Source organism: Rhizobium yanglingense (genome assembly GCF_977109285.1).
On record NZ_CDSAWY010000003.1, the window covers coordinates 14265 to 36420 of the forward strand.

The 22156-nt window shown below is 61.0% G+C and carries 18 protein-coding genes and 8 pseudogenes; 13 read left to right on the top strand and 13 right to left on the bottom strand.

Going from position 1 to position 22156, the window contains the following annotated elements; all coding sequences use genetic code 11:
* The first annotated feature begins 2 nt into the window (after positions 1–2).
* The 3 genes and pseudogenes from ACW4PC_RS04480 (at position 3) to ACW4PC_RS04490 (ending at position 1603) form a co-directional block, all read left to right on the top strand.
* Complete coding sequence (locus ACW4PC_RS04480) at positions 3–503, top strand: ureidoglycolate lyase (RefSeq protein ID WP_455872978.1); 501 nt, start codon at positions 3–5, stop codon at positions 501–503.
* A pseudogene (gene uraH / locus ACW4PC_RS04485) lies at positions 500–857 on the top strand (hydroxyisourate hydrolase). Before ACW4PC_RS04480 ends, uraH begins: the two are co-directional and overlap by 4 nt.
* 3 nt (positions 858–860) lie before the next feature.
* Positions 861–1603 (top strand): annotated as a pseudogene (locus ACW4PC_RS04490) (metallophosphoesterase family protein).
* A 4-nt stretch (positions 1604–1607) separates the two neighbouring features.
* Here ACW4PC_RS04490 and ACW4PC_RS04495 read toward each other — a convergent pair.
* The 3 genes and pseudogenes from ACW4PC_RS04495 to ACW4PC_RS04505 form a co-directional block, all read right to left on the bottom strand.
* Positions 1608–2322, bottom strand: a pseudogene (locus ACW4PC_RS04495) (flotillin domain-containing protein); the annotation flags it as partial.
* Between the two features lie 182 nt (positions 2323–2504).
* Positions 2505–3647: an alpha-hydroxy acid oxidase gene (locus ACW4PC_RS04500; RefSeq protein ID WP_455872979.1), complete on the bottom strand. Its 1143-nt coding sequence runs from the start codon at positions 3645–3647 to the stop codon at positions 2505–2507.
* A gap of 76 nt (positions 3648–3723) precedes the next feature.
* Positions 3724–4689, bottom strand: coding sequence for a quinone oxidoreductase family protein (locus ACW4PC_RS04505; protein ID WP_455872980.1), 966 nt, complete (start codon positions 4687–4689; stop codon positions 3724–3726).
* Between the two features lie 95 nt (positions 4690–4784).
* On the opposite strand from ACW4PC_RS04505, the gene ACW4PC_RS04510 reads away from it, so the two are divergent.
* Together ACW4PC_RS04510 and ACW4PC_RS04515 are read left to right on the top strand one after the other, a co-directional pair.
* A complete protein-coding gene (locus ACW4PC_RS04510) occupies positions 4785–5222 on the top strand; it encodes a LysR family transcriptional regulator (RefSeq protein ID WP_455872981.1) in 438 nt (145 codons plus the stop codon).
* Positions 5219–5635: a LysR substrate-binding domain-containing protein gene (locus ACW4PC_RS04515; protein WP_455872982.1), complete on the top strand. Its 417-nt coding sequence runs from the start codon at positions 5219–5221 to the stop codon at positions 5633–5635. Before ACW4PC_RS04510 ends, ACW4PC_RS04515 begins: the two co-directional genes overlap by 4 nt.
* 282 nt (positions 5636–5917) lie before the next feature.
* Here the strand turns inward: ACW4PC_RS04515 and guaD are convergent.
* From guaD to puuD, 3 genes and pseudogenes are all read right to left on the bottom strand, one after another.
* A pseudogene (guaD, locus tag ACW4PC_RS04520) lies at positions 5918–7217 on the bottom strand (guanine deaminase).
* 13 nt (positions 7218–7230) lie between these two features.
* Positions 7231–7473 (bottom strand): hypothetical protein, encoded by a 243-nt coding sequence (locus ACW4PC_RS04525; RefSeq protein ID WP_455872983.1) that lies wholly within the window; start codon positions 7471–7473, stop codon positions 7231–7233.
* Between the two features lie 68 nt (positions 7474–7541).
* Positions 7542–8472: pseudogene (gene puuD, locus ACW4PC_RS04530) on the bottom strand (urate hydroxylase PuuD); the annotation flags it as partial.
* A gap of 545 nt (positions 8473–9017) precedes the next feature.
* Here puuD and ACW4PC_RS04535 point away from each other — a divergent pair.
* Complete coding sequence (locus ACW4PC_RS04535; RefSeq protein WP_022714113.1) at positions 9018–9350, top strand: hypothetical protein; 333 nt, start codon at positions 9018–9020, stop codon at positions 9348–9350.
* Between the two features lie 7 nt (positions 9351–9357).
* Here ACW4PC_RS04535 and ACW4PC_RS04540 read toward each other — a convergent pair.
* Positions 9358–9973, bottom strand: a pseudogene (locus ACW4PC_RS04540) (LysR substrate-binding domain-containing protein).
* A gap of 138 nt (positions 9974–10111) precedes the next feature.
* Positions 10112–10255, bottom strand: a pseudogene (locus ACW4PC_RS04545) (LysR family transcriptional regulator); the annotation flags it as partial.
* A 102-nt stretch (positions 10256–10357) separates the two neighbouring features.
* On the opposite strand from ACW4PC_RS04545, the gene ACW4PC_RS04550 reads away from it, so the two are divergent.
* On the top strand, positions 10358–10561 hold the full coding sequence (locus ACW4PC_RS04550; RefSeq protein ID WP_455872984.1) for a hypothetical protein: 204 nt from the start codon (positions 10358–10360) through the stop codon (positions 10559–10561).
* Here ACW4PC_RS04550 and xdhC read toward each other — a convergent pair.
* From xdhC to ACW4PC_RS04570, 4 genes and pseudogenes are all read right to left on the bottom strand, one after another.
* Positions 10537–11349: a xanthine dehydrogenase accessory protein XdhC gene (gene xdhC, locus ACW4PC_RS04555; RefSeq protein ID WP_455872985.1), complete on the bottom strand. Its 813-nt coding sequence runs from the start codon at positions 11347–11349 to the stop codon at positions 10537–10539. The two genes, ACW4PC_RS04550 and xdhC, sit on opposite strands and share 25 nt — an antisense overlap.
* A gap of 196 nt (positions 11350–11545) precedes the next feature.
* Positions 11546–13887, bottom strand: a pseudogene (gene xdhB, locus ACW4PC_RS04560) (xanthine dehydrogenase molybdopterin binding subunit).
* A gap of 153 nt (positions 13888–14040) precedes the next feature.
* Entirely contained in the window at positions 14041–15507 is a 1467-nt protein-coding gene (gene xdhA, locus ACW4PC_RS04565) for a xanthine dehydrogenase small subunit (protein ID WP_455872986.1), read from the bottom strand.
* Between the two features lie 29 nt (positions 15508–15536).
* The gene (locus ACW4PC_RS04570; RefSeq protein ID WP_455872987.1) at positions 15537–16313 is read right to left on the bottom strand and encodes a 3-hydroxybutyrate dehydrogenase; all 777 of its coding nucleotides are present in this window, start codon (positions 16311–16313) and stop codon (positions 15537–15539) included.
* Between ACW4PC_RS04570 and ACW4PC_RS04575 the strand changes: the two genes are divergently transcribed.
* Positions 16312–16497 (top strand): hypothetical protein, encoded by a 186-nt coding sequence (locus tag ACW4PC_RS04575; RefSeq protein ID WP_455872988.1) that lies wholly within the window; start codon positions 16312–16314, stop codon positions 16495–16497. The genes ACW4PC_RS04570 and ACW4PC_RS04575 overlap by 2 nt on opposite strands.
* 37 nt (positions 16498–16534) lie before the next feature.
* Positions 16535–18028 carry a glycerol kinase GlpK gene (gene glpK, locus ACW4PC_RS04580; protein ID WP_455872989.1) on the top strand — a complete coding sequence of 498 codons (1494 nt, stop codon included), beginning with the start codon at positions 16535–16537 and terminating at the stop codon, positions 18026–18028.
* A 29-nt stretch (positions 18029–18057) separates the two neighbouring features.
* Here the strand turns inward: glpK and ACW4PC_RS04585 are convergent, their stop codons facing one another.
* On the bottom strand, positions 18058–19083 hold the full coding sequence (locus ACW4PC_RS04585) for an acyltransferase family protein (protein WP_455872990.1): 1026 nt from the start codon (positions 19081–19083) through the stop codon (positions 18058–18060).
* 168 nt (positions 19084–19251) lie between these two features.
* On the opposite strand from ACW4PC_RS04585, the gene ACW4PC_RS04590 reads away from it, so the two are divergent.
* From ACW4PC_RS04590 to ACW4PC_RS04605, 4 genes are all read left to right on the top strand, one after another.
* Complete coding sequence (locus tag ACW4PC_RS04590) at positions 19252–19713, top strand: nuclear transport factor 2 family protein (RefSeq protein ID WP_455872991.1); 462 nt, start codon at positions 19252–19254, stop codon at positions 19711–19713.
* A gap of 15 nt (positions 19714–19728) precedes the next feature.
* Positions 19729–20283 carry a TetR/AcrR family transcriptional regulator gene (locus tag ACW4PC_RS04595; protein WP_074070341.1) on the top strand — a complete coding sequence of 185 codons (555 nt, stop codon included), beginning with the start codon at positions 19729–19731 and terminating at the stop codon, positions 20281–20283.
* Positions 20284–20425: 142 nt separating this feature from the next.
* A complete protein-coding gene (locus tag ACW4PC_RS04600) occupies positions 20426–20800 on the top strand; it encodes a YciI family protein (RefSeq protein ID WP_455872992.1) in 375 nt (124 codons plus the stop codon).
* Entirely contained in the window at positions 20797–22056 is a 1260-nt protein-coding gene (locus ACW4PC_RS04605; protein ID WP_455872993.1) for an RNA polymerase sigma factor, read from the top strand. Before ACW4PC_RS04600 ends, ACW4PC_RS04605 begins: the two co-directional genes overlap by 4 nt.
* Positions 22057–22156: the final 100 nt, after the last annotated feature.

Consider the following 22156-nt stretch of genomic DNA (forward strand, 5'->3'; position numbering starts at 1 on the left):
ATTTGACAGACCTTCTCGACATCCAGCCTCTCACCAAAACTGCTTTTGCGCCGTTCGGCGACGTTATCGAGGCCGATCCGGCAACAATGCGGTATATCAACGGCGGCACGACGGAACGCTTTCATGCGCTGGCTACGGCCGAGGCGACAGGCGAGGGTGCACGCGTCATCATCAATCTCTTCCGCGGCCAGCCGCGCGCCTTTCCCTATGAGATCGGCATGATGGAGCGGCATCCTTTCGGCAGCCAGAGCTTCTCGCCGCTTTCCGGGCGGCCATTTCTGATCGTGGTTTCGGAAGATCAGGACGGAAAGCCCGGCAGGCCCCAGGTGTTTCTAGCACACGGCGACCAGGGCGTGAACTATCGCCGCAACGTCTGGCATCACCCGCTGCTCGTGCTCGGCCAATCAAGCGACTTTCTCGTTGTCGACAGGGACGGTCCCGGCAACAATCTGCAAGAGCATTTCTTCGAAACCTCATACACGATCAGCGAGCCAGCTCTATGACCGGACTGACGACCCATGTTCTCGACACCGCCTCCGGTAAGCCTGCTGAAAGGCTGAGGATCGACCTTTTTCGTCTGGAGGGGGATATCCGCCACCACATCAAGACGGTCGAGACCAATTCGGACGGCCGTGTCGACGGCGGCGCGATCCTCTCAGGCGCGAATTTCCAGGCGGGAACCTACGAACTGCTGTTCCATGCCGGCGATTACCTGCGTGCGTTAGCGCATGCCGCTGCCGCATCCGGCCTTTCTCGATCTCGTACCGATCCGCTTCGGCATCGCCGACACCGGTGCCCATTATCACGTGCCGCTTTTGATCTCGCCGTACGGCTATTCCACCTATCGCGGGAGCTAGCCGATGCGGTTTGCGGCGATCGCCGATATCCACGGCAACCATCTGGCTCTGGAGGCCGTGCTTGCCGATATCCGCGCGCAGGGCATTTCGGATATCGTCGATCTCGGCGATTGCTTCAGTAGCCCCCTGGAAGCGGGAAAGACCGCCGATCTGCTTCTCTCGCTCGCCCTTCCGACAGTCCGCGGCAACCACGACCGCTACCTGATCGAGCAGAAGCCGGAATCCATGCATGTCTTCCGACAAAGCTGCCTATCAGCAGCTTCTGCCGCGTCATCTCGATTGGCTGCGATCTCTGCCGAGCGACCTCATCTACAAAGGTGAAGCCTATCTCTGCCACGCGACGCCTAGGGATGACAATCTCTACTGGCTGGAATCCGTCGCTCCGGAAGGCCATGTGTTTCTGAAGCCGTTGAAAGAAATCGAGGCGCTCGCGGACGGGATCGATTTGCCGCTGATCCTGTGCGGCCACAGCCATATTTCGCGCCTTGTCCAGCTTCGCGACGGCCGCCGCATCGTCAATCCCGGCAGCGTCGGCGGCCCGGCTTATGACGATGCCAAACCCTATCCGCACAAGGTGGAGACTGGCCATCCGATGGCAAGCTACGCCATCCTGGAGAAAACCGCGTCCGGCTGGACACCCTATTTCCGCAACGTCGCCTACGATCACATGGCGATGTCGAGACTTGCAAAAGCAAACGGCCGCCCCGACCTGGGCGGCCGCTCTGGCAACGGGCTGGATTCGATAGTTGTTTAGTCGTCTTCGTGAAGCGCCTTCGGTGCGCCAGGCTTCGCCTTGGCGGCATCCAGATCGTCCAGCAGAGACGAAACGGCATTGTCGCCATCGAAGCCTGCTTCCTTCATGAGCCGGTCCAAGATGGGTTTGTTGGCCTGGTAAGATAGCAGTTGCGCTGCAGGCCTTCGCCCATGCCGATGCGTTGGCGCTGCCATTGCCATTGCCATTCCCATTGCCGCGTCCCAGTATGCCGCCGGTGTCGAAGATCTTGATGTCGGAAATCTTCTCGATCGGTTTGACCGCTTTGGCGAGCGCAGAAGGGATGATCCGGATGCGCTCGCGGGTTACCTCGAATTCGATGATCGCTGCACTCAGCTTGTTCCGAGCTTCGTTCAGAAGCGCTTCGCTTTCAGCCTCTGCTTTGCCCGTCTCGAGAATGCCCTTGGCCTTAATGATGGCGGCGTCCGCCTCGGCGGTCGCCAGCGACTTGATCGCTTCGGCCTGGTCGGCGGCTGCCTGTTTCTCGGCTTCGGCGCCGACCGTTACAGCCGTCGCTTCCGTTTCTGCGTTCTTGCGCGCGTCAATCACAGCGATCTGCTTTTCACGTTCGGCGATCTCTACGGCCTTGGCGGTACCCACCTTTTCCTCGGCGGCAATCGCAAGTGCACGCGCGGCTTCGGCTTTGGCCTTCGCCTCGGACTCCTCGCGGCTTTTGTTGGCAACAGAGATCGCAAACATCTCGTCGATGGCCTGGCGTGCTTCCAGGTCCGGCGCCAGCGTGTAGCGCAGCAAAACCTAAAGCACGCATTTAGTGCTTTCAAGGTTTTCTCGAAAAAATAGTAGACTGCGTAAATGCGTCTTTATGTTGCATTGCGCGATGACTTGAAATGGCACGGTTCCGCAGCTTGCGAGCGCTACTGCCGCCCCGCGATGATTGAGGAGTTGACGTCGTTGATGTCGCGTTTGCCGCAAAGCGCCATGGTGATGTCCATCTCCTTGCGGAGGATGCCGAGCGCCAGTGTCACGCCTTCTTTGCCCATGGCACCGAGGCCGTAGAGGAAGGGACGGCCGATATAAGTGCCCTTGGCGCCGAGCGCCACGGCCTTCAGCACGTCCTGGCCGGAGCGGATGCCGCCGTCGAGATGGATTTCGATCTTATGTCCGACGGCATCGACGATCTGCGGGAGCATGCTGATCGAGGAAGGGGCGCCGTCGAGTTGACGGCCGCCATGGTTGGAGACGACGATTGCGTCGGCTCCCGTCTCGGCTGCGGCTTTTGCGTCCTCGACATCGAGAATGCCCTTGATGATCAACGGGCCGCCCCACTTTTCCTTAATCCAGGCGACGTCGGCCCAGGAGAGCTGCGGATCGAACTGCTCGGCCGTCCAGGAAGACAGCGAGGAGAGGTCGGAAACATTCTTGGCGTGGCCGACGATGTTGCCGAAGGTGCGGTGCTTCGTCTTCAGCATGTCGAGGCACCAGAAGGGGCGCGTCGCCATTTGCCAGATATGCTTCGGCGTGAATTTCGGCGGGGCGGAGAGGCCGTTGCGCAGGTCCTTATGCCGCTGGCCGAGGATCTGCAGGTCAGCCGTCAGCATCAGCGCCGAGCACCTGGCCGCCTTGGCGCGATTGATGAGGTCCATGACGAAGTCCTTGTCCTTCATCACATAGAGCTGGAACCAGAACGGCCGCGTCGTCACCGAGGCGACATCCTCGATCGAGCAGATGCTCATGGTCGAGAGCGTGAAGGGAACGCCGAATTCCTCGGCCGCGCGGGCAGCCAGCATCTCGCCGTCGGCATGCTGCATGCCCGTCAAGCCGGTTGGCGCGAGCGCCACCGGCATCGAGACTTTCTGGCCGATCATCGTCGTTTCCAGCGTGCGGTTCGTCATGTCGACGAGTACGCGCTGGCGCAGCTTGATCTTGGCGTAATCGCTCTCATTCGCCTGATAGGTCGATTCCGTCCAGGCACCGGAATCCGCATAGTCGAAGAACATTTTCGGCACGCGGCGCTGGGCGAGTTGCTTGAGGTCAGCGATGGTGAGAGGAGTGGCCATGGACGAGACTTTCGCATCTGGATAGTGCCGTGGCCCTTAACATGATTTGAAAGCTGGTGGGTATCTCTTTCGTCGCCTATGGAACAAGAATGCAGACTACCCGCAGCACGTCCTTCTTCGAGGAGTTGCTGCGCCTTGGCGGCGTCGGGCAAAGCGTATTCTCCGGCAATCGTTGCGGTGATGCCGGAACGGAGAATTCGACCACGGCTTTGGCCGCCCCTGTATAGTTATCGAGGTCGGCGACATAGGCGATGATGCTCGGATGGGCGAGAGATTTTCCGGGGCGCAGCTCCTCGACAGCGACAGGCGGTATCGGGCCGCCCGCCTGGCCGATCGTTGCGGCGACGCCGAATGGCCGCAGGCATTGGATGGTCTTGGACAGCATGCTGCCGCCGATGCCGTCATAGGCGGCATCAACGCCGCGGCCGCCAGTCAGCCGCTTCACTTCGCCGACGACATCCGCATCGCGCCCGACGATTAGGTGGTCGGCGCCGTGGTTGCGGGCGAGCGCTGCCTTTTGCGCTGAACTGACGGTCCCGATAACTGTTGCTCCGAGATCCTTTGCCCATTGAACCAGAATGGCGCCGAGCCCGCCGGCTGCCGCATGCACGAGGACGATCGTGCCGGGGGCGACCTTGTAGGTCTGCGTCAGCAGCATGTAGGCAGTCATGCCCTTCAGCATCGAGCTTGCGGCGAGGCGTGATGGAATTTCGTCAGGAAGTCGGATGGCGCGCGCGGCGGGGAGCAGGCGCGTTGCGGCATAGGCGCCGACCACGCCGGCATAGGCAACGCGGTCACCCGGTTTCACCTCGACGGCGCCGGTACCAACAGCCTCTACGATGCCCGCGCCCTCGACGCCAAGAACTGCCGGATAGGCTGGCAAGGGATAGATGCCCTTCCGATGGTATATGTCGACGAAATTCATGCCGATCGCTTCATGCCGTATGCGGATCTCATTGGGGCCAGGCTGCTGCGGTGTGTGCTCCAGGACCTGCAATTGCTCGATACCGCCCGGCGCCTGAAGTGTAACGATCTTGTCCATGACTGTGCTCCGATTTGCTGTCGCAGCAATCATGGTCGATGGCCTGTTGATCGGAAATTCCCTATTGTCTGCCAATTAATGGGAAAAAATGATCAATGTTCGATTGGGAAAATCTTCGCTATTTCGCGGCCCTAGCGCAGACTGGCACTTTGCTCGGCGCTGCCCGCTCGCTCGCCGTGGAGCATGCGACGGTCGCCCGCCGCGTCGCCGGCCTGGAGGCGCAGATGGGCGTGAAGCTCGTCGACCGGCGCGGGCGGCGCATATCGCTGACGGCTGAGGGGCAACGGGTCGCGGCGATGGCCGAGCGCATGGGCGAGGAGGCGCGGGCGATCGAACGTGTGAGCCTTGCTGCCGGCGGCAGGCTTGCCGGCGATGTCAAGGTGAGCGCACGGCCGACGCTTGCGGCCGCGCTGCTTGCCGGGCCGCTCGTCGAGCTCCGGCGCAACCATCCGGACATCGCCATCACCGTGGTCGGCGAGACGCGATACGCCTGGCTCGACCGGCGGGCCGCGCGGACATCGCGGTCCGCATGACGAAGCCGGAACAGGGCGACTTTACCATCACCAAGCTTGGCGACGTGGCTTTTGGCTTCTATGCGGCGCCAACTTATCTGGCTTCTGTGCCGGAAGAGGACTGGAACTTCATCGCCTATGACGAAACCATGTCGAGCTCGCCTCAGTCAACTCGCCTGCTCGAGGTGGCGAATGGGCGAAAACTGTCCATCAAGGCCACGACCCTCGAGTTCCAGCTTTCCGCCGCGAGAGCCGGCGGCGGTGTCGCCCTCCTGCCGAATTTCCTCCTCGCCGGCTTGGATGGCCTCGTGAAGGCCGTTCGGGAGCCCAAGCCGCTGACGCGCGAAGTCTGGCTTGTCGTTCACTCCGACATCAGGAATGTCCCGATCATCCGCGCAGTGGTGGAGGCTTTGAAGAAAAGCTGGTCGTATTGATATCCTGTGCCGCGTTGTTGGTACGGATCGGCTGGATCAAAATGTCGGTCGGAATCTCGAGAAGCTCATGCAGGCGGCGGATCATTCCAAGCGAGAGGGATCGCCTGCGATTGAGACTTTCCGCCTCGCGTCCAAGGCTCAGAGCATCGGTTGAAGGTCCTTGCGGCTCACGCCCTGTTGATGCATGCGGAATAGAATGGCGGCGACTGGGTCGGGCAAATGGATTGGAGTGACGTCTTATAAGCATCGATCAGCGTCGCGAGAATGTCCAGTTTGTCTGCTTCAGAGAGTGAGGTTGCTCTTTGCTGCCTCGCCCGCCACATAAGTCTCCGCGACCGCCCGGTCGTCGCCCATCGTCTGGAGCAGGAAAAGTTCTTCCGGCAGCGTCTTCACCACGTCCATCTTCAACGCCATGGCAGGCGTTGCCGTGGCGTTCAGGACGACGAGATCGGCGTCCGTGCCTACATCCAGGGTGCCGATGCTATCGGCGAGCGAGAGCGCCTCGGCATTGCCGAGCGTCATGTAATAATAGCTTTCGAGCGGGTTGAGGCGCTCGCCGAGGAGCTGCTGGATCTTGTAGGCTTCGTCCATGGTGCGCAGCATCGAATAGCTGGAGCCGCCGCCGATGTCGGTGGCAACGCCGATCCTGACGGGTTTTTCGCGGCGCGCCAGTGCCTTCAGCGGGAAGAGGCCGGAGCCGAGGAAGAGGTTCGAGGTGCGGGCAATGGACTGCAACCGAACCGGCTTCGCTCATGGCATCTGCCTCGCGCTCGGAGAGGTGAATGCAGTGGCCGAAGAGGCTCTTCGGGCCTAGCAGGCCGTAGCGGGCGTAGATATCGGTGTAGTCGATCGCGTCCGGATAAAGCTCGCAGGTGAACCTGATCTCATCGTGGTTTTCCGACAGATGCGTCTGGATGTGCAGGTCCGGAAATTCCTGGGCGAGAGCCTGGGCCGCCGCCATCTGCTGCGGCGTCGAAGTGATGGCGAAGCGCGGGGTGATGGCGACGTGGTTTCGGCCCTTGCCGTGCCAGTCGGCAATCACCTGCCGCGTTTCGTCATAGCCCATCTCAGGCGTGTCGAGCAGGCCCTGCGGGGCATTGCGGTCCATCATCACCTTGCCGCCGACCATGCACATGTTGCGGCGCATGGCCTCCGAGAAGTAGGCGTCGGCGGAGGTCTTATGGACGGAGCAATAGGCGGCAGCCGTCGTTGTGCCGTGGCGGGCCAGTTCATCGTAGAAATGCGCCGCGATCTTTTCGGCATGCGCGGTTTCGACGAAGCGGCATTCTTCCGGGAAGGTGTAGGTGTTCAGCCATTCGAGCAGGTTGGCTGCGTAGGAGGCGATCACCTGCATCTGCGGAAAGTGCAGATGCGTGTCGATGAAGCCCGGCATAATGAGGTATGGGCGGTGGTCGATCTCGACCGCATCTGCCGGAGCCTTCTTCCTGATGTCGGAATAGGCGCCGATCGCCGCGATCTTGCCTGCCTCGATCAGCAGGCCGCCGTCGCTCTCGTAGCGGTAGCTGTCCGTATCAGTGACGCTGAGGGGCGCGCGCTTGAACGAGAGCAGGCGCCCGCGCAGGACGTATTCGTCATCATTGCTGTTTGCCTTCGACTGCGCTTTCGAACCAGGCGACGAGCAGTTTCCGCTCGTCCGACGTGATCTCCGTCACGTTGCCGGGCGGCATGGCATGGCTGCGGCCTGCCTGTATATAGATTTCACGCGCATGGGCGGCGATTTCCGCGTCGTTTTCGAAGATGACGGCGTTCGGCGGCCGGGCAAGGCCCTCATAGACTGGCTCGGCGGCATGGCACATCGAACAGCGCGTGCCGATCACCTCCTTGACCGCAGCGAAGTGGGGATCACCCGTAAACTCTCTGGAAAGCCGGTGCGACGGCCAGCAGTTTCGCTTGCACCGGTCAGCACCTTTGGCACCGTTGAAAGCCACATGATGAGGATGAAGAGGATGACTGTCGCGATCCAGGTCCAGGTCGGGCGCCCCTTGCGTGAGTGCGTCGTGTTGAACCAGTGGCGGATGGTGACGCCCATCAGGAAGACGAGGGCTGCAATCACCCAGTTGAAGGCGGTGCCGAAGGCCAGCGGATAGTGGTTCGACAGCATGAAGAAGATGACTGGCAGCGTCAGGTAGTTGTTGTGTAGTGAGCGCTGCTTGGCGACCGCGCCGTATTTCGGATCCGGCGTGCGTCCGGCGATAAGGTCGGCGACGACGATCTTCTGGTTCGGGATGATGATCATAAAGACGTTGGCCGACATGATCGTCGCCGTGAAGGCGCCGAGATGCAGGAAGGCGGCGCGGCCGGTGAAGAGCTGCGTATAGCCCCAGGCCATGAAGACGATCACGCCATAGAGCACCGCCATCAGGCCCCAGGTGTTTTTGCCGAGCGGCGACTTGCAGAGCAGGTCGTAAACGATCCAGCCGATGGCCAGCGAGGCGAGCGAGATCAGGATCGCGACAGGCGCGCTGATGTCCAGCACATGGCGGTCGATGAGGAAAAGGTCGGCTCCGCCATAATAGACGATGCAGAGCATCAGGAAGCCGGAGAGCCAAGTGAAGTAGCTTTCGTATTTGAACCAGGTCAGATGCTCCGGCATCTGCGCCGGCGCCACCAGATACTTCTGGATGTGGTAGAAGCCGCCGCCATGCACCTGCCACTCCTCGCCATAGGCGCCCGGCGGAAGATGCGGGCGCTTCACCAGCCCGAGATCAAGCGCGATGAAATAGAAAGACGAGCCGATCCAGGCGATCGCGGTGATGACGTGAAACCAGCGTGCCGGCAAAAGCCAGCCATTCCCACGCTATGGCATATTCATACATTCAGTTCCCCTGTCTTCCTCCACTCGCCACATTGCAGAAAGTTGCTTCGGGAGGGAAGGGGAAAGACTGCCAACCGCTTGCCTTGCCGAGGAGCACGTATCGGCAATTGTTTCCCTCGATTATTGTGACGGCAGCGGATTTGCCGTTCGCGCAATTCGTTTCTGTGAAATTTCCTGGCAGTTTAATCGTCAGGGGTGGCTTGATCGAAGCAGGGCTTCCAAAAAGTCGAGCTCTGCCGAGCGTCTCAAATGGATAACACCGATCTTTCGACGTGGCCGCGATTGAGGCTGCCCCGAGAGCATTGCCGTCACGCATTTTCGCACGATAAGCCTCAATTCGGTCTCCGTCAGCATGGATTATGTGACCGTGAGGTCATTGAAAGTTGCGGACGGTTTAAGGCAGCGCGTCTGGTTTGGGTATGTTGCACTGCAATATTTAGTGATCCTTGAAATGTCACGAATCGGTTACAATTAACCATTATGGGCCGCCAGGATGAGCGTGGAAACCGCATTGAGGCGGCGCATTCATCGACGGAGAAGATGCCCATGCGCAGCATTCTGGCAGGTGTGATGATTGCGTTCGCGTCGAGTGTAAGTGCCCACGACGCGCCAGCGGGTTGGTCTTACGAACCCTTCTGTTGCAATGGCGACAACCATACTGGTGATTGCCAGATGATCCCTTCGAAAAGCGTTAAGGTGACGCCCAGAGGATATCGGGTGACGCTGTTGCCCGGCGACCATCGGCTGGTGACGCGGGCGCATGTCTTCATGCTGCCGATGACGAAGGCGATGCAATCCGGCGATGGCGAATATCACCTCTGCCTGTTCCCGAACGAGGACACGCCGCGCTGCTTCTACGCGCCGGAAATGGGCTATTGAGCGCCGCTCAGAGAGCGTGAGCGTCCATCTCGCCGATGATCCAGTTCCGGAAGGCCCTGATCTTCGGCACATTCCTTCGGCTTTCCGGATAGGCGAGCCAGTAGTCGGCGCCGTCGTAGCAGACGAGGTCGAAGGGCTGGCAGAGCCTGCCAGCGGCGAGATCGTCCGAATAAAATTCCGGCGTCAGGATCGCAACGCCCTGGCCGGCAATTGCGGCACCTGCTTCAAAGGACTGGGCGCCGAGCCTTGAGCGGGGACGACCGGCAAGATCGGGGTTTGGTACGCCGGCCTCGGTGAACCACTGGAGCCACCAGGGGTCTCCGGCATCGATCAGCCGCAGCTTCAGCAGGTCGGCCGGTGAATGGATGCCGCCGATCGAACTCGGCCAATGCGGGCGCCAGCATCGGCGTAAACGTCACCTTCATCAGCATATGGGAACGCAGGCCCGGCCAGTTGCCTTTGCCGCTGCGGAGTGCAAGGTCCGCGGATTTGCGTGAAAAATCGATCAGCGTGTCTGAGGTTTTCAATCTTACGGCAGTGCTCGGATATTTCAGGTGAAATGAGCCGATATGTCTCGCCAGCCACTGCGCCGCAAAGGTCGGTGTCGAGTGGATAAGCAGCATTTCTTCTGCTGCGGCGCTGACGGAGGCGACTGCTTCGCTCAGGATGGCAAAACCTTCCGTCACCCTCGGCGCCAGCCGTTCGCCGGTATCCGTCAGGCTGATCTGGCGCGGGCGACGCAGGAACAGCGGTTCGCCGATACTCTCCTCCAGCAGTTTCACCTGATAACTCACAGCCGTCTGCGTCATGCCGAGTTCTTCGCCCGCCTTCGTGAAGCTGCCGAGCCGTGCTACGGCTTCGAAGACGCGCAGCGCATTCAGTGGAAACTGTTTCGACAGCTTCATGGATAAGCTCTCTTTATGCACATAGACGGTTGTTCGATTGGAATTGCAGCATTTTTAGCGGCAATCTGCAAGCCTTAGCATCAGTTGAACAAGGGTGACGTCATGGATTGCCATGCTATCGAAGAGAACACAAATCTCGTCAATCTTTCGCTCTTGTCACTTGTTTCAGGCGTGACAGGCTGGGCTTATGGCAAGATTTTCCACCCGTCGCGGCTCGATCTCGACCGCATTCCCGATCGCGTAAAGCGCGATCTTGGCTTCCTGGACGGGCGCGATCCCCGTTACGAGAGCGATCTCTGCCGATAGGCTGAAAGTGCCGTCAGTATTTCGGCAGCGGTCATGGCGGCGATCACTTCGGGCCGCTTGTCCCTGACAACCGAGCCGCCGATCGGCAGGGTGAGGCGGTCGAGCCAGTTCCGCTCGCCGCCTTCGCGCGAAAGCCAGTTTGCAAAGGTTGCCCGTTTCGTGGCCGAGCCGATCATGCCGATATAGGCAAGATCGGTTCTCGCCAGCGCCTCGCGGGCGATCAGAAAGTCCAGCGCATGGTCGTGCGTCAGGACGACGACGGCGGAGCCCGCGGGCATCTCCTTCACCAGCGCTTCCGGCATCGGCGTAAGCTGCGTCTTCGCTTCCGATGGCAGGTTCGCAAGCTCTTCCTTACGTGTCTCGACCACTGTCACGAAGAGCGGCAGCGGCGCAAGTGCGGCCGCGAGCGCATGCCCGACATGGCCTGCGCCGAAAAGATAGACCTCCGGAAAGCGTGACGTTTCTTCGGCCTGCCGTGCTTTCAGCTCTGTCATCAGATCATCCGTCACCCGCCGGAACCGCAACTTGGCACGCCCGCCGCAGCATTGCCCGATCTCCGGCCCAAGCGGAATATCCATGGTCGCCTTGCCGCTGCCTATAAGCAGGTCTCGTGCGTTGCGGATCACCATGAACTCCAACTGCCCCCCGCCGATCGTGCCCCAGGTGGCATTTTCGGCGACGAGCATGAAGGTGCCGGCTTCGCGCGGCGTGGAGCCTTGGGTTTCGACAATGTCGATGAGGATGATGGCGGGGTGAGCGGACGTGAAGGCGAGGAAAGAGGACGTCATGGCGCGAAAGCACCCCCCTCCGTCCTGGGTGACATCTCCCTCACAACCGGGAAGATTGATATGATGCGCGCTTGCCGCCTAACGATGGGCGAATTACCGCAGCCTGCTGATTGCACGGAGCCATCGCCTCTAGCCGGAAAAGTCTTGGTCCCCCGCTCATTCACCTTGGCTTGAGGCATCAGTAAGCCTGCCACTCTCACACCCGCTTCATCCGCTCCACCGCCATCAGTACCCGCTCCGGCGTTGCCGGGGCGTCGAGCCGTGGGCAGACCGTGTAGTCGGCGACGCTTGCCACCGCCATCGAGAGTGCTTCGAGCACGGAGATCGCCAGCATGAGCGGCGGTTCGCCGACGGCCTTCGAGCGGCCGATGGTGGGTTCGGCATTCTCCGACCATTCGGCGAGACGGACGTTGAAGATCTTCGGACGGTCGGAGGCAAGCGGGATCTTGTAGGTCGAGGGCGCATGCGTGCGCAGCCGGCCCTTGTCGTCCCACCAGAGTTCTTCCGTCGTCAGCCAGCCCATGCCCTGCACGAAGCCGCCTTCCACCTGGCCGATGTCGATCGCCGGATTCAGCGAGCGGCCGACGTCGTGCAGGATGTCGGTGCGGTCGATCAGGTATTCGCCGGTCAGTGTGTCGATCGAGACTTCGCTGCAGGCCGCGCCATAGGCGAAATAATAGAACGGTGTGCCGCGCCCTGCTGCCCGATCCCAGTGGATTTTCGGCGTCTTGTAGAAGCCCGCTGCCGAGAGCTGCACGCGGGCGAAATAGGCCTGCTTGATGAAATCGGGGAAGGGGACTTCCTTCTCGCCGACGCGCACCCGGTTCGGCAAAAAGACGATTTCTGCCGGATCGACGCTCCATTTGTCTGCGGCGAAGGCAACGAGCCGCTCCTTGATCTGCCGCGCAGCGTCATAGGCGGCCATGCCATTCAGGTCGGAACCGGAGGAGGCGGCGGTCGCAGACGTGTTCGGCAACCTTGCCGGTTGTCGTCGCGGTGATCTTCACGCGGTCGATATCGACCTGGAAGCTGTCGGACAGCACCTGCGCCACCTTGGTATAAAGGCCCTGGCCCATCTCCGTGCCGCCATGGTTCAGGTGGATCGAGCCGTCCTGATAGATATGCACCAGCGCACCCGCCTGGTTGAAGGCGGTCATCGTGAAGGAGATGCCGAATTTCACCGGCGTCAGCGCAATGCCCTTGCGGATGTAGCGGCTGTCGCGGTTGAAGCCGATGATGGCATTGCGGCGGGCCTGGTAATTGGCGCTCTCCTCCAATTCCTCGACGATGCGTAGGATGATGTTGTCTTCAACTTCCTGGTGATAGGGAGTCGTCGTGCGGCCGGAACCGGGCTGACCGTAGAAGTTCAGTTTGCGGATTTCGAGCGGGTCCTTGCCAATTGCATAAGCGATCTCTTCGATGAAGCGCTCGGCTCCCAACATGCCCTGCGGCCCCCCGAAACCGCGGAAGGCAGTATTCGAGGGGGTATGCGTCTTCAGCGGCATCGAGGTCAGATGCACATGCGGATAGAAATAGCTGGAATCGGCATGGAAGAGGGCGCGGTCCGTCACCGGGCCGGACAGGTCCGACGAGAAGCCGCAGCGCGCCGCGTAGGTTGCGTCGACGGCGTGGATGCGGCCTTCGTTGTCGAAGGCGAGCTCGTAATCCACCAGGAAGTCGTGGCGCTTGCCCGTGGCGCTCATGTCCTCGTCGCGGTCGGGGCGGAATTTAACGGCACGTTTCAGCTTTTTGGCGGCGATGGCGGCAAGCGCTGCAAACTGGTTGCCCTGCGTTTCCTTGCCGCCGAAGCCGCCGCCCATGCGGCGCACATTCACCGTAACGGCATTCGACGGAATGTTCAGCACGTGGCCGACGATGTGCTGGATTTCGCTCGGGTGCTGCGTGGAGGACCAGACGGTCACCTCGTCGTCCTCGCCGGGGATCGCCATGGCGACGTGGCCTTCGAGGTAAAAATGCTCCTGCCCGCCGATGCGTATTTGGCCTTTCAGCCGGTGCGGGGCATTGTCCATCTCGGCCTTGGCGTCGCCGCGCTGCAGCGTCATCGGCGCGATGACGAGCGGGGCTGCCGTTTTCGAGCGCGCCGTCGATATCGCTCCAGTGCGGCAGATCGCGATACTCGATCTTCGCCTTCTGTGCGGCCTTGCGTGCTGCATCGCGGGTCTCGGCGATCACCGCAAAGACCGGCTGGCCGTGGAACTCGACCTCGGTTTCGGCAAGCAGCGGCTCGTCATGGCTGCCATTTGAACTGACGTCGTTGACGCCCGGCACGTCCTTGCCGGTGAAGACCCAAACGACGCCGGGGTGCCGGCGGACTTCGGAAAGGTCCATGGTGAGGATCTCGGCATGGGCGCGCTCGGACATTCCGAGCGCGCCGTGCAGCAGGCCCGCGGGTTCCGGAATATCGTCGATATAATCGGCAGTTCCGGTGACATGCTTATGCGCTGAATCATGTTTCAGTGCGCTGTGCATGGGACCGCTGATGATGACCTTGGCGGTGTCGAAGGTGGATTTATCCATAAGATGGCTCCTCCGAGTTGCCTGCACTGGCGTTTGGTGTCCGCTCTAGCCGCTCAGGCGTGGATGCTCGGCTCAAGCATGACGGACCCGACGGGGAGAAGGTGGCGGCAGCCGGATGAGGGGGCCTGCTTGCGGCGAAGTTGATAATCGTCATCACACCACCCCCTCGAACCGCTTCAATTCCACTGGCGTTCCAACCGTTTCCAGGTAAAAGCGCCTCAGCAGGTTCTTTGCCGTCAGTTGCCGGTATTCGGCGGTGGCGCGCCAGTCGGTCAGCGGCTGGAAATCGGCGTCGAAGGCGTCGCGTGCCCCCTCGACGGTTTCCTCGTTCCACGGCTTGCCGATGAGATCGGATTCGACGGTGCGGGCGCGCTTCGGCGTTCCGGCCATGCCGCCGAAGGCGATGCGGATGTCGTTGACGTCGCCTGCCTCATCGAGTGTTAGATAGAAGGCGCCGAGCACGGCAGTGATGTCCTCGTCGCGGCGTTTGGTGATCTTGTAGACCGCGAACTGGCTGCCTTCGGCCGGGTAGGGCATGAAGACGCTCTCGACGAATTCGCCAGGCTTGCGGTCCTGGCTGCCGTATTCGATAAAATAATCCTCGAGCCGAAGCATGCGCGTGCCCGTTGCCGAGCGCAGCTTCAGCGTGGCGCCAAGCGCGATCAAAGGCGGCGGGCAGTCGCCGATCGGCGAGCCGTTGGCGATATTGCCGCCGATCGTACCCATGTTGCGCACCTGCTCGCCGCCGATGCGGTTGATGAGATTGCCGAGCGTCGGTACCTTCGGCGCAAGGATTTCGAAAGCCTTGGTATAGGTGACGCCCGCACCGATCGTCACGCCACCATCGGTGGTCTTGATCGCCTGCAGTTCGTTCAGGTGATTGATGAAGATGGCGGGGCTCAAGGCGCGCATCTGCTTCGTCACCCAGAGTCCGACATCGGTGGAACCGGCGATGATGGTTGCCTGCGGTTCATCGGCCAGAACGCGCGCCAACGCCTCGACCGAGCCGGGAACGATCAGCCGGTCCTCGCCGGAAACAATGGTGATCGTTTCGCGTGTCTGCATCGCCCAGAGCCTGGAGACGATTTCGGAGCGGGTCTTTTCGAGCGGATCAAAGAGTGTGCTTGGACGTGCACGGCTGACGGCTTCGGCCGCCTTGACGATCGGCTCGTAACCGGTGCAGCGACAGAGATTGCCCTGAAGCGCCTTTTCGATCTCGGGCCGTGCGGGTTTCTCGTTGGAAAGCCAGAGGCCATAGAGCGACATCACGAAGCCCGGCGTGCAGAAACCGCATTGCGAACCGTGGTAGTCCACCATCGCCTGCTGTACCGGATGCAGCGTGCCGTTCCTGGCGGCCAGATGCTCGACGGTGACGACATGCGTGCCGTTCAGCGATCCTAAGAAGCGAATACAGGCATTGACTGTCTCATAGAAGAGTTTGCCGTCGAGCAACCGGCCGACAAGCACCGTGCAGGCGCCGCAATCACCCTCGGCGCATCCTTCCTTCGTGCCGGTCAGCCGGCGCCTCAACCGCAGAAAATCGAGAAGCGTCTCGGAGGGGTGGACATCGCTGAGCGTGATGTCCTCGCCGTTGAGGATGAAGCGGATGCTGTCTTTCATGTTGTTCCTTGTTCTTGTTTTCGAAATGGTTATGCCGCGGTCCAGCCCCCGTCAATCGAGATGTGGGTTCCGGTCACCTGCCGGGCGTCGTCGCTGGCGAGGTAGAGCGCCATGGCGCCGATCTCCTCGGCCTTGACGAATTCGCGCGTCGGCTGGGCCTTGAGGATGACCTCGGTCTTCACCTGTTCCTCCGTCATCCCGCGGGCCTTGGCGGTATCCGGTATCTGCTTTTCGACGAGCGGCGTCAGCACATAGCCGGGGCAGATGGCATTTACCGTCACGCCGAATTCGGCAAGTTCGAGCGCCGCTGTCTTCGTCAGGCCTAATATACCATGTTTTGCGGCCACATAGGCGGATTTGAAAGGCGAGGCGACGAGGCCGTGCGCCGAGGCGATATTGATGATGCGGCCATGCTTCTTCGCCTTCATCTGCGGGATGGCGGCGCGCATCGTATGAAACGAGCTCGACAGGTTGATGGCGATGATCTGGTCCCATTTCTCGATCGGGAAATCCTCGATCTTCTCGACATGCTGGATGCCGGCATTGTTGACCAGCACGTCGACGGTGCCGAAAGTCTTCGCCGCCGTGGCGATCAGGTCTGCGATCTCCGCGGGTTTCGTCATATCCGCTGGGTGGTAGAGGGCACTTCCCTCGGAAAGCGATTCAAGCCGCTCCACTATCGCCTTGATTTCGTCCGCCTTTCCGAAGCCGTTGATGACGACGTTGTCACCCTTTCGGGCAAAGGCGGTGGCGATCGCAAGCCCGATGCCGCTGGTGGATCCGGTGACAACAACGGTTCTCTTCATGCTGTTCTCCATATGGCTTGTTTTCGCGACGCAATATCGCGAAGGTTATGCCCAAAGCGGCGCTTCTGGCAATCGCGCCGAAGAGACGATTTGCAAGCTGGAAAGAGAGCAGCCGAGCGCGGGACGGGGGGCTGCTTCTTTTTCGTTTTATTTTCTTTTCAGGTTCGCTTTGGTGCCTTATTGATTTCTGCAACAAAGCAATGCGCATGGGAGGGACAGGCGTGAGCGGATATGTTTTGGCGATCGATCAGGGCACGACATCGACGCGGGCGATCGTTTTCGACAGCGAGATGAGGATCGCCGGCGCGGGCCAAAAGGAGTTCACGCAGATCTATCCGCGTTCCGGCTGGGTCGAACACGATCCGGAGGAGATCTGGGATTCGGTGGTTTCCACCATCCAAATGGCGCTACGCGAGGCGAAGATCGAAGCCAAGGACATCGCGGCACTTGGCATCACCAACCAGCGCGAAACTGTTGTCGTCTGGGAACGCGAGACGGGCAAGCCGATCCACAACGCCGTCGTTTGGCAGGACCGCCGCACGGCGAGCTACTGCGACAATCTCAAGCGCCAGGGCCTCGAAAAGACGTTCACGAAGAAGACCGGGCTGATCCTCGATCCCTATTTCTCCGGCACCAAGCTTTCCTGGCTGCTGGCAAATGTGAAGGGAGCACGGGCGCGTGCCGCCAAGGGCGAGCTTTGCTTTGGCACCATCGACACCTTCCTGATCTGGCGTCTGACCGGCGGCAAGAGCTTCGTCACCGACGCCACGAATGCCTCGCGCACGCTGATGTACAATATCGCCGAGAACAATTGGGACGAAGACCTGCTCGAAATCCTGCGCGTGCCGGCCGCCATGCTGCCGCAGGTGAAGGACTGTGCGGATGAGTTCGGCGTTGCCGATGCCTCGATCTTCGGCGCCGCGATCCCCATTCTCGGCGTAGCCGGCGATCAGCAGGCCGCGACCATCGGTCAGGCCTGCTTCGAGCCTGGCATGATGAAATCGACCTACGGCACAGGCTGCTTCGCGCTCTTGAACACCGGCGCCGACTTGGTGCGCTCCAAGAACCGGCTGCTTACCACGATCGCTTACCGCCTAAACGGCGAAACGACCTATGCGCTCGAAGGCTCGATCTTCATTGCGGGCGCGGCCGTGCAGTGGCTGCGCGACGGCCTCGGGATCATCGATCGCGCTTCGAAGACCGGCGAGCTTGCGGAACGGGCCGATCCGACACAAGAGGTCTATCTCGTCCCCGCCTTCACCGGACTCGGCGCGCCGCATTGGGACCCGGAGGCGCGCGGCGCGATCTTCGGCCTCACCCGCAACAGCGGTCCAGCCGAATTCGCCCGCGCGGCGCTCGAAGCCGTCTGCTACCAGACCCGCGACCTGCTTGAAGCCATGCAAAAGGACTGGAAGAACGGCAAGGACGACACGGTGCTGCGCGTCGACGGTGGCATGGTCGCCTCCGACTGGACGATGCAGCGGCTGGCAGACTTGCTCGAAGCTCCCGTCGATCGCCCGGTCATCCTCGAAACCACCGCCCTCGGTGCTGCCTGGCTTGCCGGGAGCAGGGCGGGTGTGTGGCCCGACCGCAAGACCTTCTCCGCCACGTGGAAACGCGACCGGCGCTTCGAGCCGGACATGGATGAAAAGACGCGGGCCGCCAAGGTCAAGGGATGGCGCAATGCTGTGAAGCGGACGTTGAGCGAACTTTAGCGTTTGTTTTGGCGCAGGCTATCGCCGCTTCAAGCGGCAATTGCTTGCCGCTTGCGCCTTGCGGGGGGAACGTAGAGCCAGCCGGCGCCGCTGCGATCGGCAACGGCCTTGATGGCGAGCGACAGGCCGATCGCGACGATCACGACAAGAGGCGCGGTCACATAGCCGCTTGCCGCGTGCGCCTTCACCAGCGTTGCGATCGCCGCCACCAGCAGCGAAACAATCATGACGTGCGTCACATAGACTGGAAGCGTGTTACGCCCGAAATAGGCGAAAGCGTGCCGAACTGGCTGCAGCCGCGACATCAGTACGGCGGTTCCGCAAAGCCATGCCAGACCGGCGATCGAAGAGAGCAGCGCCCAACTGCCTTTCTCGATGGCCTGTAGCCGCCAGCGCAACAGATAGAGTGCCGCAAACAGCAGGAAGCCGCCGAATGCCATCAGAAGCGGGCGCTGCGTGATCGTGCCGACCACGGATCTTCCGTACCAGCAACCGAAGAGGAAGAAGACAAAATACTGCAGCACATTGCGATGGGTAAAGAGATCGATCTGCAGATGCTCGCCGAAAGTCAGGATCGAGACCATGGCGGCGATCGCGATCGTCGTCGCATGATGGGCGGAAGAAAGAAGCTTCGTGGCGACCATGAAGATCGCCAGAGCCCAGATGAACCAGATGCCTGTATTGGGCGCCCACCACATCTCGATCAGCTGGTAGGGATCGCTGCCTTCGGCCGGTACCAGGGCATTGGTCTGGATATAGTGGAAGAACAGCCAGCGCGCGGTGCTCCAGACGGCGAAGAGATAGATGAGCAGCCAGATCTTCCGGCTCAGGAAGTCGCGCCAGGGCGCCTGTACGGCCGATGCCGCAAGAAAGCCGGAGACGGTGAAAAACAGCGGCATCCGGATCGGCGTCATGATGCCGCTGATGCGGGCATAAAGGTCCGGCGCAATCTCGTGGAAGTCGTGGTAGAGGAGCGTGTGGTAGATGACCACGAGGATGATCGACATTCCCTTGGCGATGTCGAGCCAATCGATGCGGGTCTTTTCCTGCCGCATGGTTCCCTCTCTCTCGACCGTGCACAGCAGCAGGAAACAAATAGATGAAATGCGTCAAAAGCGTGGGCGTATCGCCGATCTCTTCACGGGATGGAATGCCGCAGCAGTGCCGCTTGCCAATTCTGTACTGATAGGTACAATACATTCTAATCAGTACAGGAGTTGATCATGAGTGCACTCGTCCCGCCTTTCACACTGGAAACCGCAACGCAGAAAGTCCGCATGGCAGAAGACGGCTGGAACAGCCGCAATCCGGAAAGGGTATCGCTCGTCTATACGCCGGATAGCAGCTGGCGGAACCGGGCGGAATTCATAAACGGCCGCGCCGAGATCGTTGCTTTCCTGACGCGCAAATGGGCAAAGGAGCTGGATTATCGCCTGATCAAGGAGCTCTGGACCTTCGGCGAGAACCGCATTGCCGTGCGCTTCGCCTATGAGTGGCATGACGACAGCAGCAACTGGTTTCGCTCCTACGGCAACGAGAACTGGGAATTCGATGCAGCGGGCTTGATGCAGCGGCGCTTCGCCTGCATCAACGATCTGCCGATCAAGGAATCGGACCGCAAATTCCACTGGCCGCTCGGCCGGCGGCCGGATGATCATCCCGGCTTCTCCGACCTTGGTCTCTGAAGGAAGGTGGCAGCTCTGAGAACGCTCTACGAACGCGCTGACGTCGTGCCGCTGCTTGCGGAAATCTTCCGCGAGCTGGGCTTCGAAGGGGCCACGCTCAGCCGGATCACCGAGCGGACTGGCATCGGCAAGGGCAGCCTCTATCACTTCTTTCCCGGTGGAAAGGAAGAGATGGCAGCAGCCGTACTCGCCGATGTCGACACCTGGTTCGAACAATTCGTTTACGAGCCGCTGCGCCGCGACGATCCTGCCGAAGCGATCGCGGCAATGTGGAAGAACGCCGACGCCTATTTCCGCTCCGGCGGCCGTATCTGCCTGGTCGGCGCCTTCGCGCTGGATGAAACCCGTGAACGATTTGCGGCCACCATCAACGGCTATTTCCAGCGGTGGATCGATGCGCTCGCCGGTGCCCTTGTCCGCAGCGGCCGCCCGGCCAGCGAGGCGAGGGCGACGGCGGAGAACGCCGTGCTCGGAATACAGGGGGCTCTTGTGCTGTCGCGTGCGCTCGATGACAAGGCCTTGTTCAAGCGGGCGCTGGATCAGATGGCGAAGCGGTTAATCACGTCTTGAACATGGCCGGTGCGGCAACGCTGCTGCCGGCGCTCGCGGGTCTTTCACCATTACGGCTTGCCGATCTTCTCAACGATAAATTTTTGCTGCGCCCTGTCGGATGCCGGGTTACTTCTTCGTCATTGAGGAAGAGGAGTGAGAGATGCTTTACGCAATCCTTTGCTATGCCAATGAAGAGACGGTTTTCTCCTGGTCCAAGGAAGAGGAAGACGCCGTCATGGCGAAGCTTTATGCCGTGCAGGCCCCCGTCGCTCAGGCCGGAAGACTCGGTCCGACCGGCCGGCTGATGCCGACGACAGCGGCGACCACCGTGCGCAAGGGCAAGGAAGAACCGCTCGTGCTCGACGGTCCTTTCGCGGAAACCAAGGAGGCGCTTCTCGGTTTTTACGTCGTTGATTTTGAGACCCTGGACGAGGCGATCGCTTTTTCGAAGGAGCTGTCGGCCGTCAATCCAGGCTCGACGTCCTATGAAATTCGGCCGTTTTACGTTTTCCGGCCCGGAGAAGCCTCGACATGACGGATATCGCCTGGATCGACGTTGCGCTGACTGCTGCCCGGCCGAAGGCGCTGGGCGCGCTGCTGCGTTACTTCCGCAATCTCGACATTGCGGAAGAAGCGTTTCAGGAAGCGTGTCTGCGGGCGATCCGCACTTGGCCGGACAAAGGCCCGCCGCGCGATCCGACGGCCTGGCTGATCTTCGTCGGCCGCAACAGCGGTATCGACGCCGTGCGCAAGCAGGCAAAGACCCAGGCGCTGCCGGACGAAGACCTGATTTCCGACAAGGAGGATGCCGAAAGCGATATCGCCGACCGGCTGGACGAATTCAACTATCGCGACGATATCCTGCGGCTGCTCTTCATCTGCTGTCATCCGGACCTGCCGGCCACCCAGCAGATCGCGCTGGCATTGCGCATCGTTTCCGGGCTCTCCGTGCAGCAGATCGCGCGCGCCTTTCTCGTCGGCGAAAGTGCCATGGAGCAGCGCATTACCCGCGCCAAGGCACGCGTCGCGAAAGCCGGCGTGCCGTTCGAGACGCCGGGTCCCGAGGAGCGGGCGGAGCGTCTGTCGATCGTCTCGACGATGATCTACCTGATCTTCAACGAGGGCTATTCGCAGGGCGATCCGAAACGCGAGGCCGCCGCCTTCAGCGACGAGGCGACCCGGCTCGGCCGTCTCCTGCTTCGCATCTTTCCGGGCGAGCCGGAGATCATGGAACTCTTGGCGCTGATGCTGCTGCAGATCTCGCGGCGCGACGCGCGCTTCGACGCAAATGGCGAACTGGTACTGCTCGAAGATCAGGACCGCTCGCGCTGGAATCGTGCTTTGATCGACGAAGCCCTGAATCTGCTCGACAAGGCGATCCGCCACCGCCGGCCCGGACCCTATCAGTTGCAGGCGGCAATTGCGGCTATCCATTCTCGGGCGAAGCGAGCCGAAGACACGGACTGGGAAGAGATCGATCTGCTCTACCGCGTGCTCGAGCGCCTTCAGCCGTCCCCGGTCGTCACGCTCAACCGGGCGGTTGCGATTTCGAAACTCAAGGGACCGGAGGCGGCCTTGCGGCTTGTCGAAACGCTCGGTGAAAAGCTCGACGGCTATTTCTACTATCATGGCCTGCGCGGCGGCCTTCTGAAGCAGATGGGCCGGGCGAGGGAGGCGCGCGAAGCCTTCGACCGCGCGATCGCGCTTGCAAATTCCGCTGCCGAAGCGGCTCACATCCGCCTGCAGATCGACAAGCTGCAGAGCGAGCCGGCACACCCGGTTGCGAGATAAACTTCAAGAAATAATCGTGGGCGATGTCGGAACGGCAAATGGCGACACGTCTTTGTAACAACCTGATGGAAAACAGGTTTCGCTCAACAGGAGGAATGCT

What these genes read in the sequence shown, in the direction of transcription:
- ACW4PC_RS04590 (WP_455872991.1), top strand. Translation starts at nt 19,252, where the DNA reads ATGAGTGCACTCGTCCCGCCTTTCACACTGGAAACCGCAACGCAGAAA.
- ACW4PC_RS04600 (WP_455872992.1), top strand. Translation starts at nt 20,426, where the DNA reads ATGCTTTACGCAATCCTTTGCTATGCCAATGAAGAGACGGTTTTCTCC.
- ACW4PC_RS04550 (WP_455872984.1), top strand. Translation starts at nt 10,358, where the DNA reads ATGGATTGCCATGCTATCGAAGAGAACACAAATCTCGTCAATCTTTCG.
- ACW4PC_RS04605 (WP_455872993.1), top strand. Translation starts at nt 20,797, where the DNA reads ATGACGGATATCGCCTGGATCGACGTTGCGCTGACTGCTGCCCGGCCG.
- xdhC (WP_455872985.1), bottom strand. Translation starts at nt 11,349, where the DNA reads ATGACGTCCTCTTTCCTCGCCTTCACGTCCGCTCACCCCGCCATCATC.
- ACW4PC_RS04515 (WP_455872982.1), top strand. Translation starts at nt 5,219, where the DNA reads ATGACGAAGCCGGAACAGGGCGACTTTACCATCACCAAGCTTGGCGAC.
- ACW4PC_RS04585 (WP_455872990.1), bottom strand. Translation starts at nt 19,083, where the DNA reads ATGCGGCAGGAAAAGACCCGCATCGATTGGCTCGACATCGCCAAGGGA.
- ACW4PC_RS04500 (WP_455872979.1), bottom strand. Translation starts at nt 3,647, where the DNA reads ATGGCCACTCCTCTCACCATCGCTGACCTCAAGCAACTCGCCCAGCGC.
- ACW4PC_RS04510 (WP_455872981.1), top strand. Translation starts at nt 4,785, where the DNA reads ATGTTCGATTGGGAAAATCTTCGCTATTTCGCGGCCCTAGCGCAGACT.
- ACW4PC_RS04505 (WP_455872980.1), bottom strand. Translation starts at nt 4,689, where the DNA reads ATGGACAAGATCGTTACACTTCAGGCGCCGGGCGGTATCGAGCAATTG.
- ACW4PC_RS04535 (WP_022714113.1), top strand. Translation starts at nt 9,018, where the DNA reads ATGCGCAGCATTCTGGCAGGTGTGATGATTGCGTTCGCGTCGAGTGTA.
- ACW4PC_RS04570 (WP_455872987.1), bottom strand. Translation starts at nt 16,313, where the DNA reads ATGAAGAGAACCGTTGTTGTCACCGGATCCACCAGCGGCATCGGGCTT.
- ACW4PC_RS04575 (WP_455872988.1), top strand. Translation starts at nt 16,312, where the DNA reads ATGCTGTTCTCCATATGGCTTGTTTTCGCGACGCAATATCGCGAAGGT.
- xdhA (WP_455872986.1), bottom strand. Translation starts at nt 15,507, where the DNA reads ATGAAAGACAGCATCCGCTTCATCCTCAACGGCGAGGACATCACGCTC.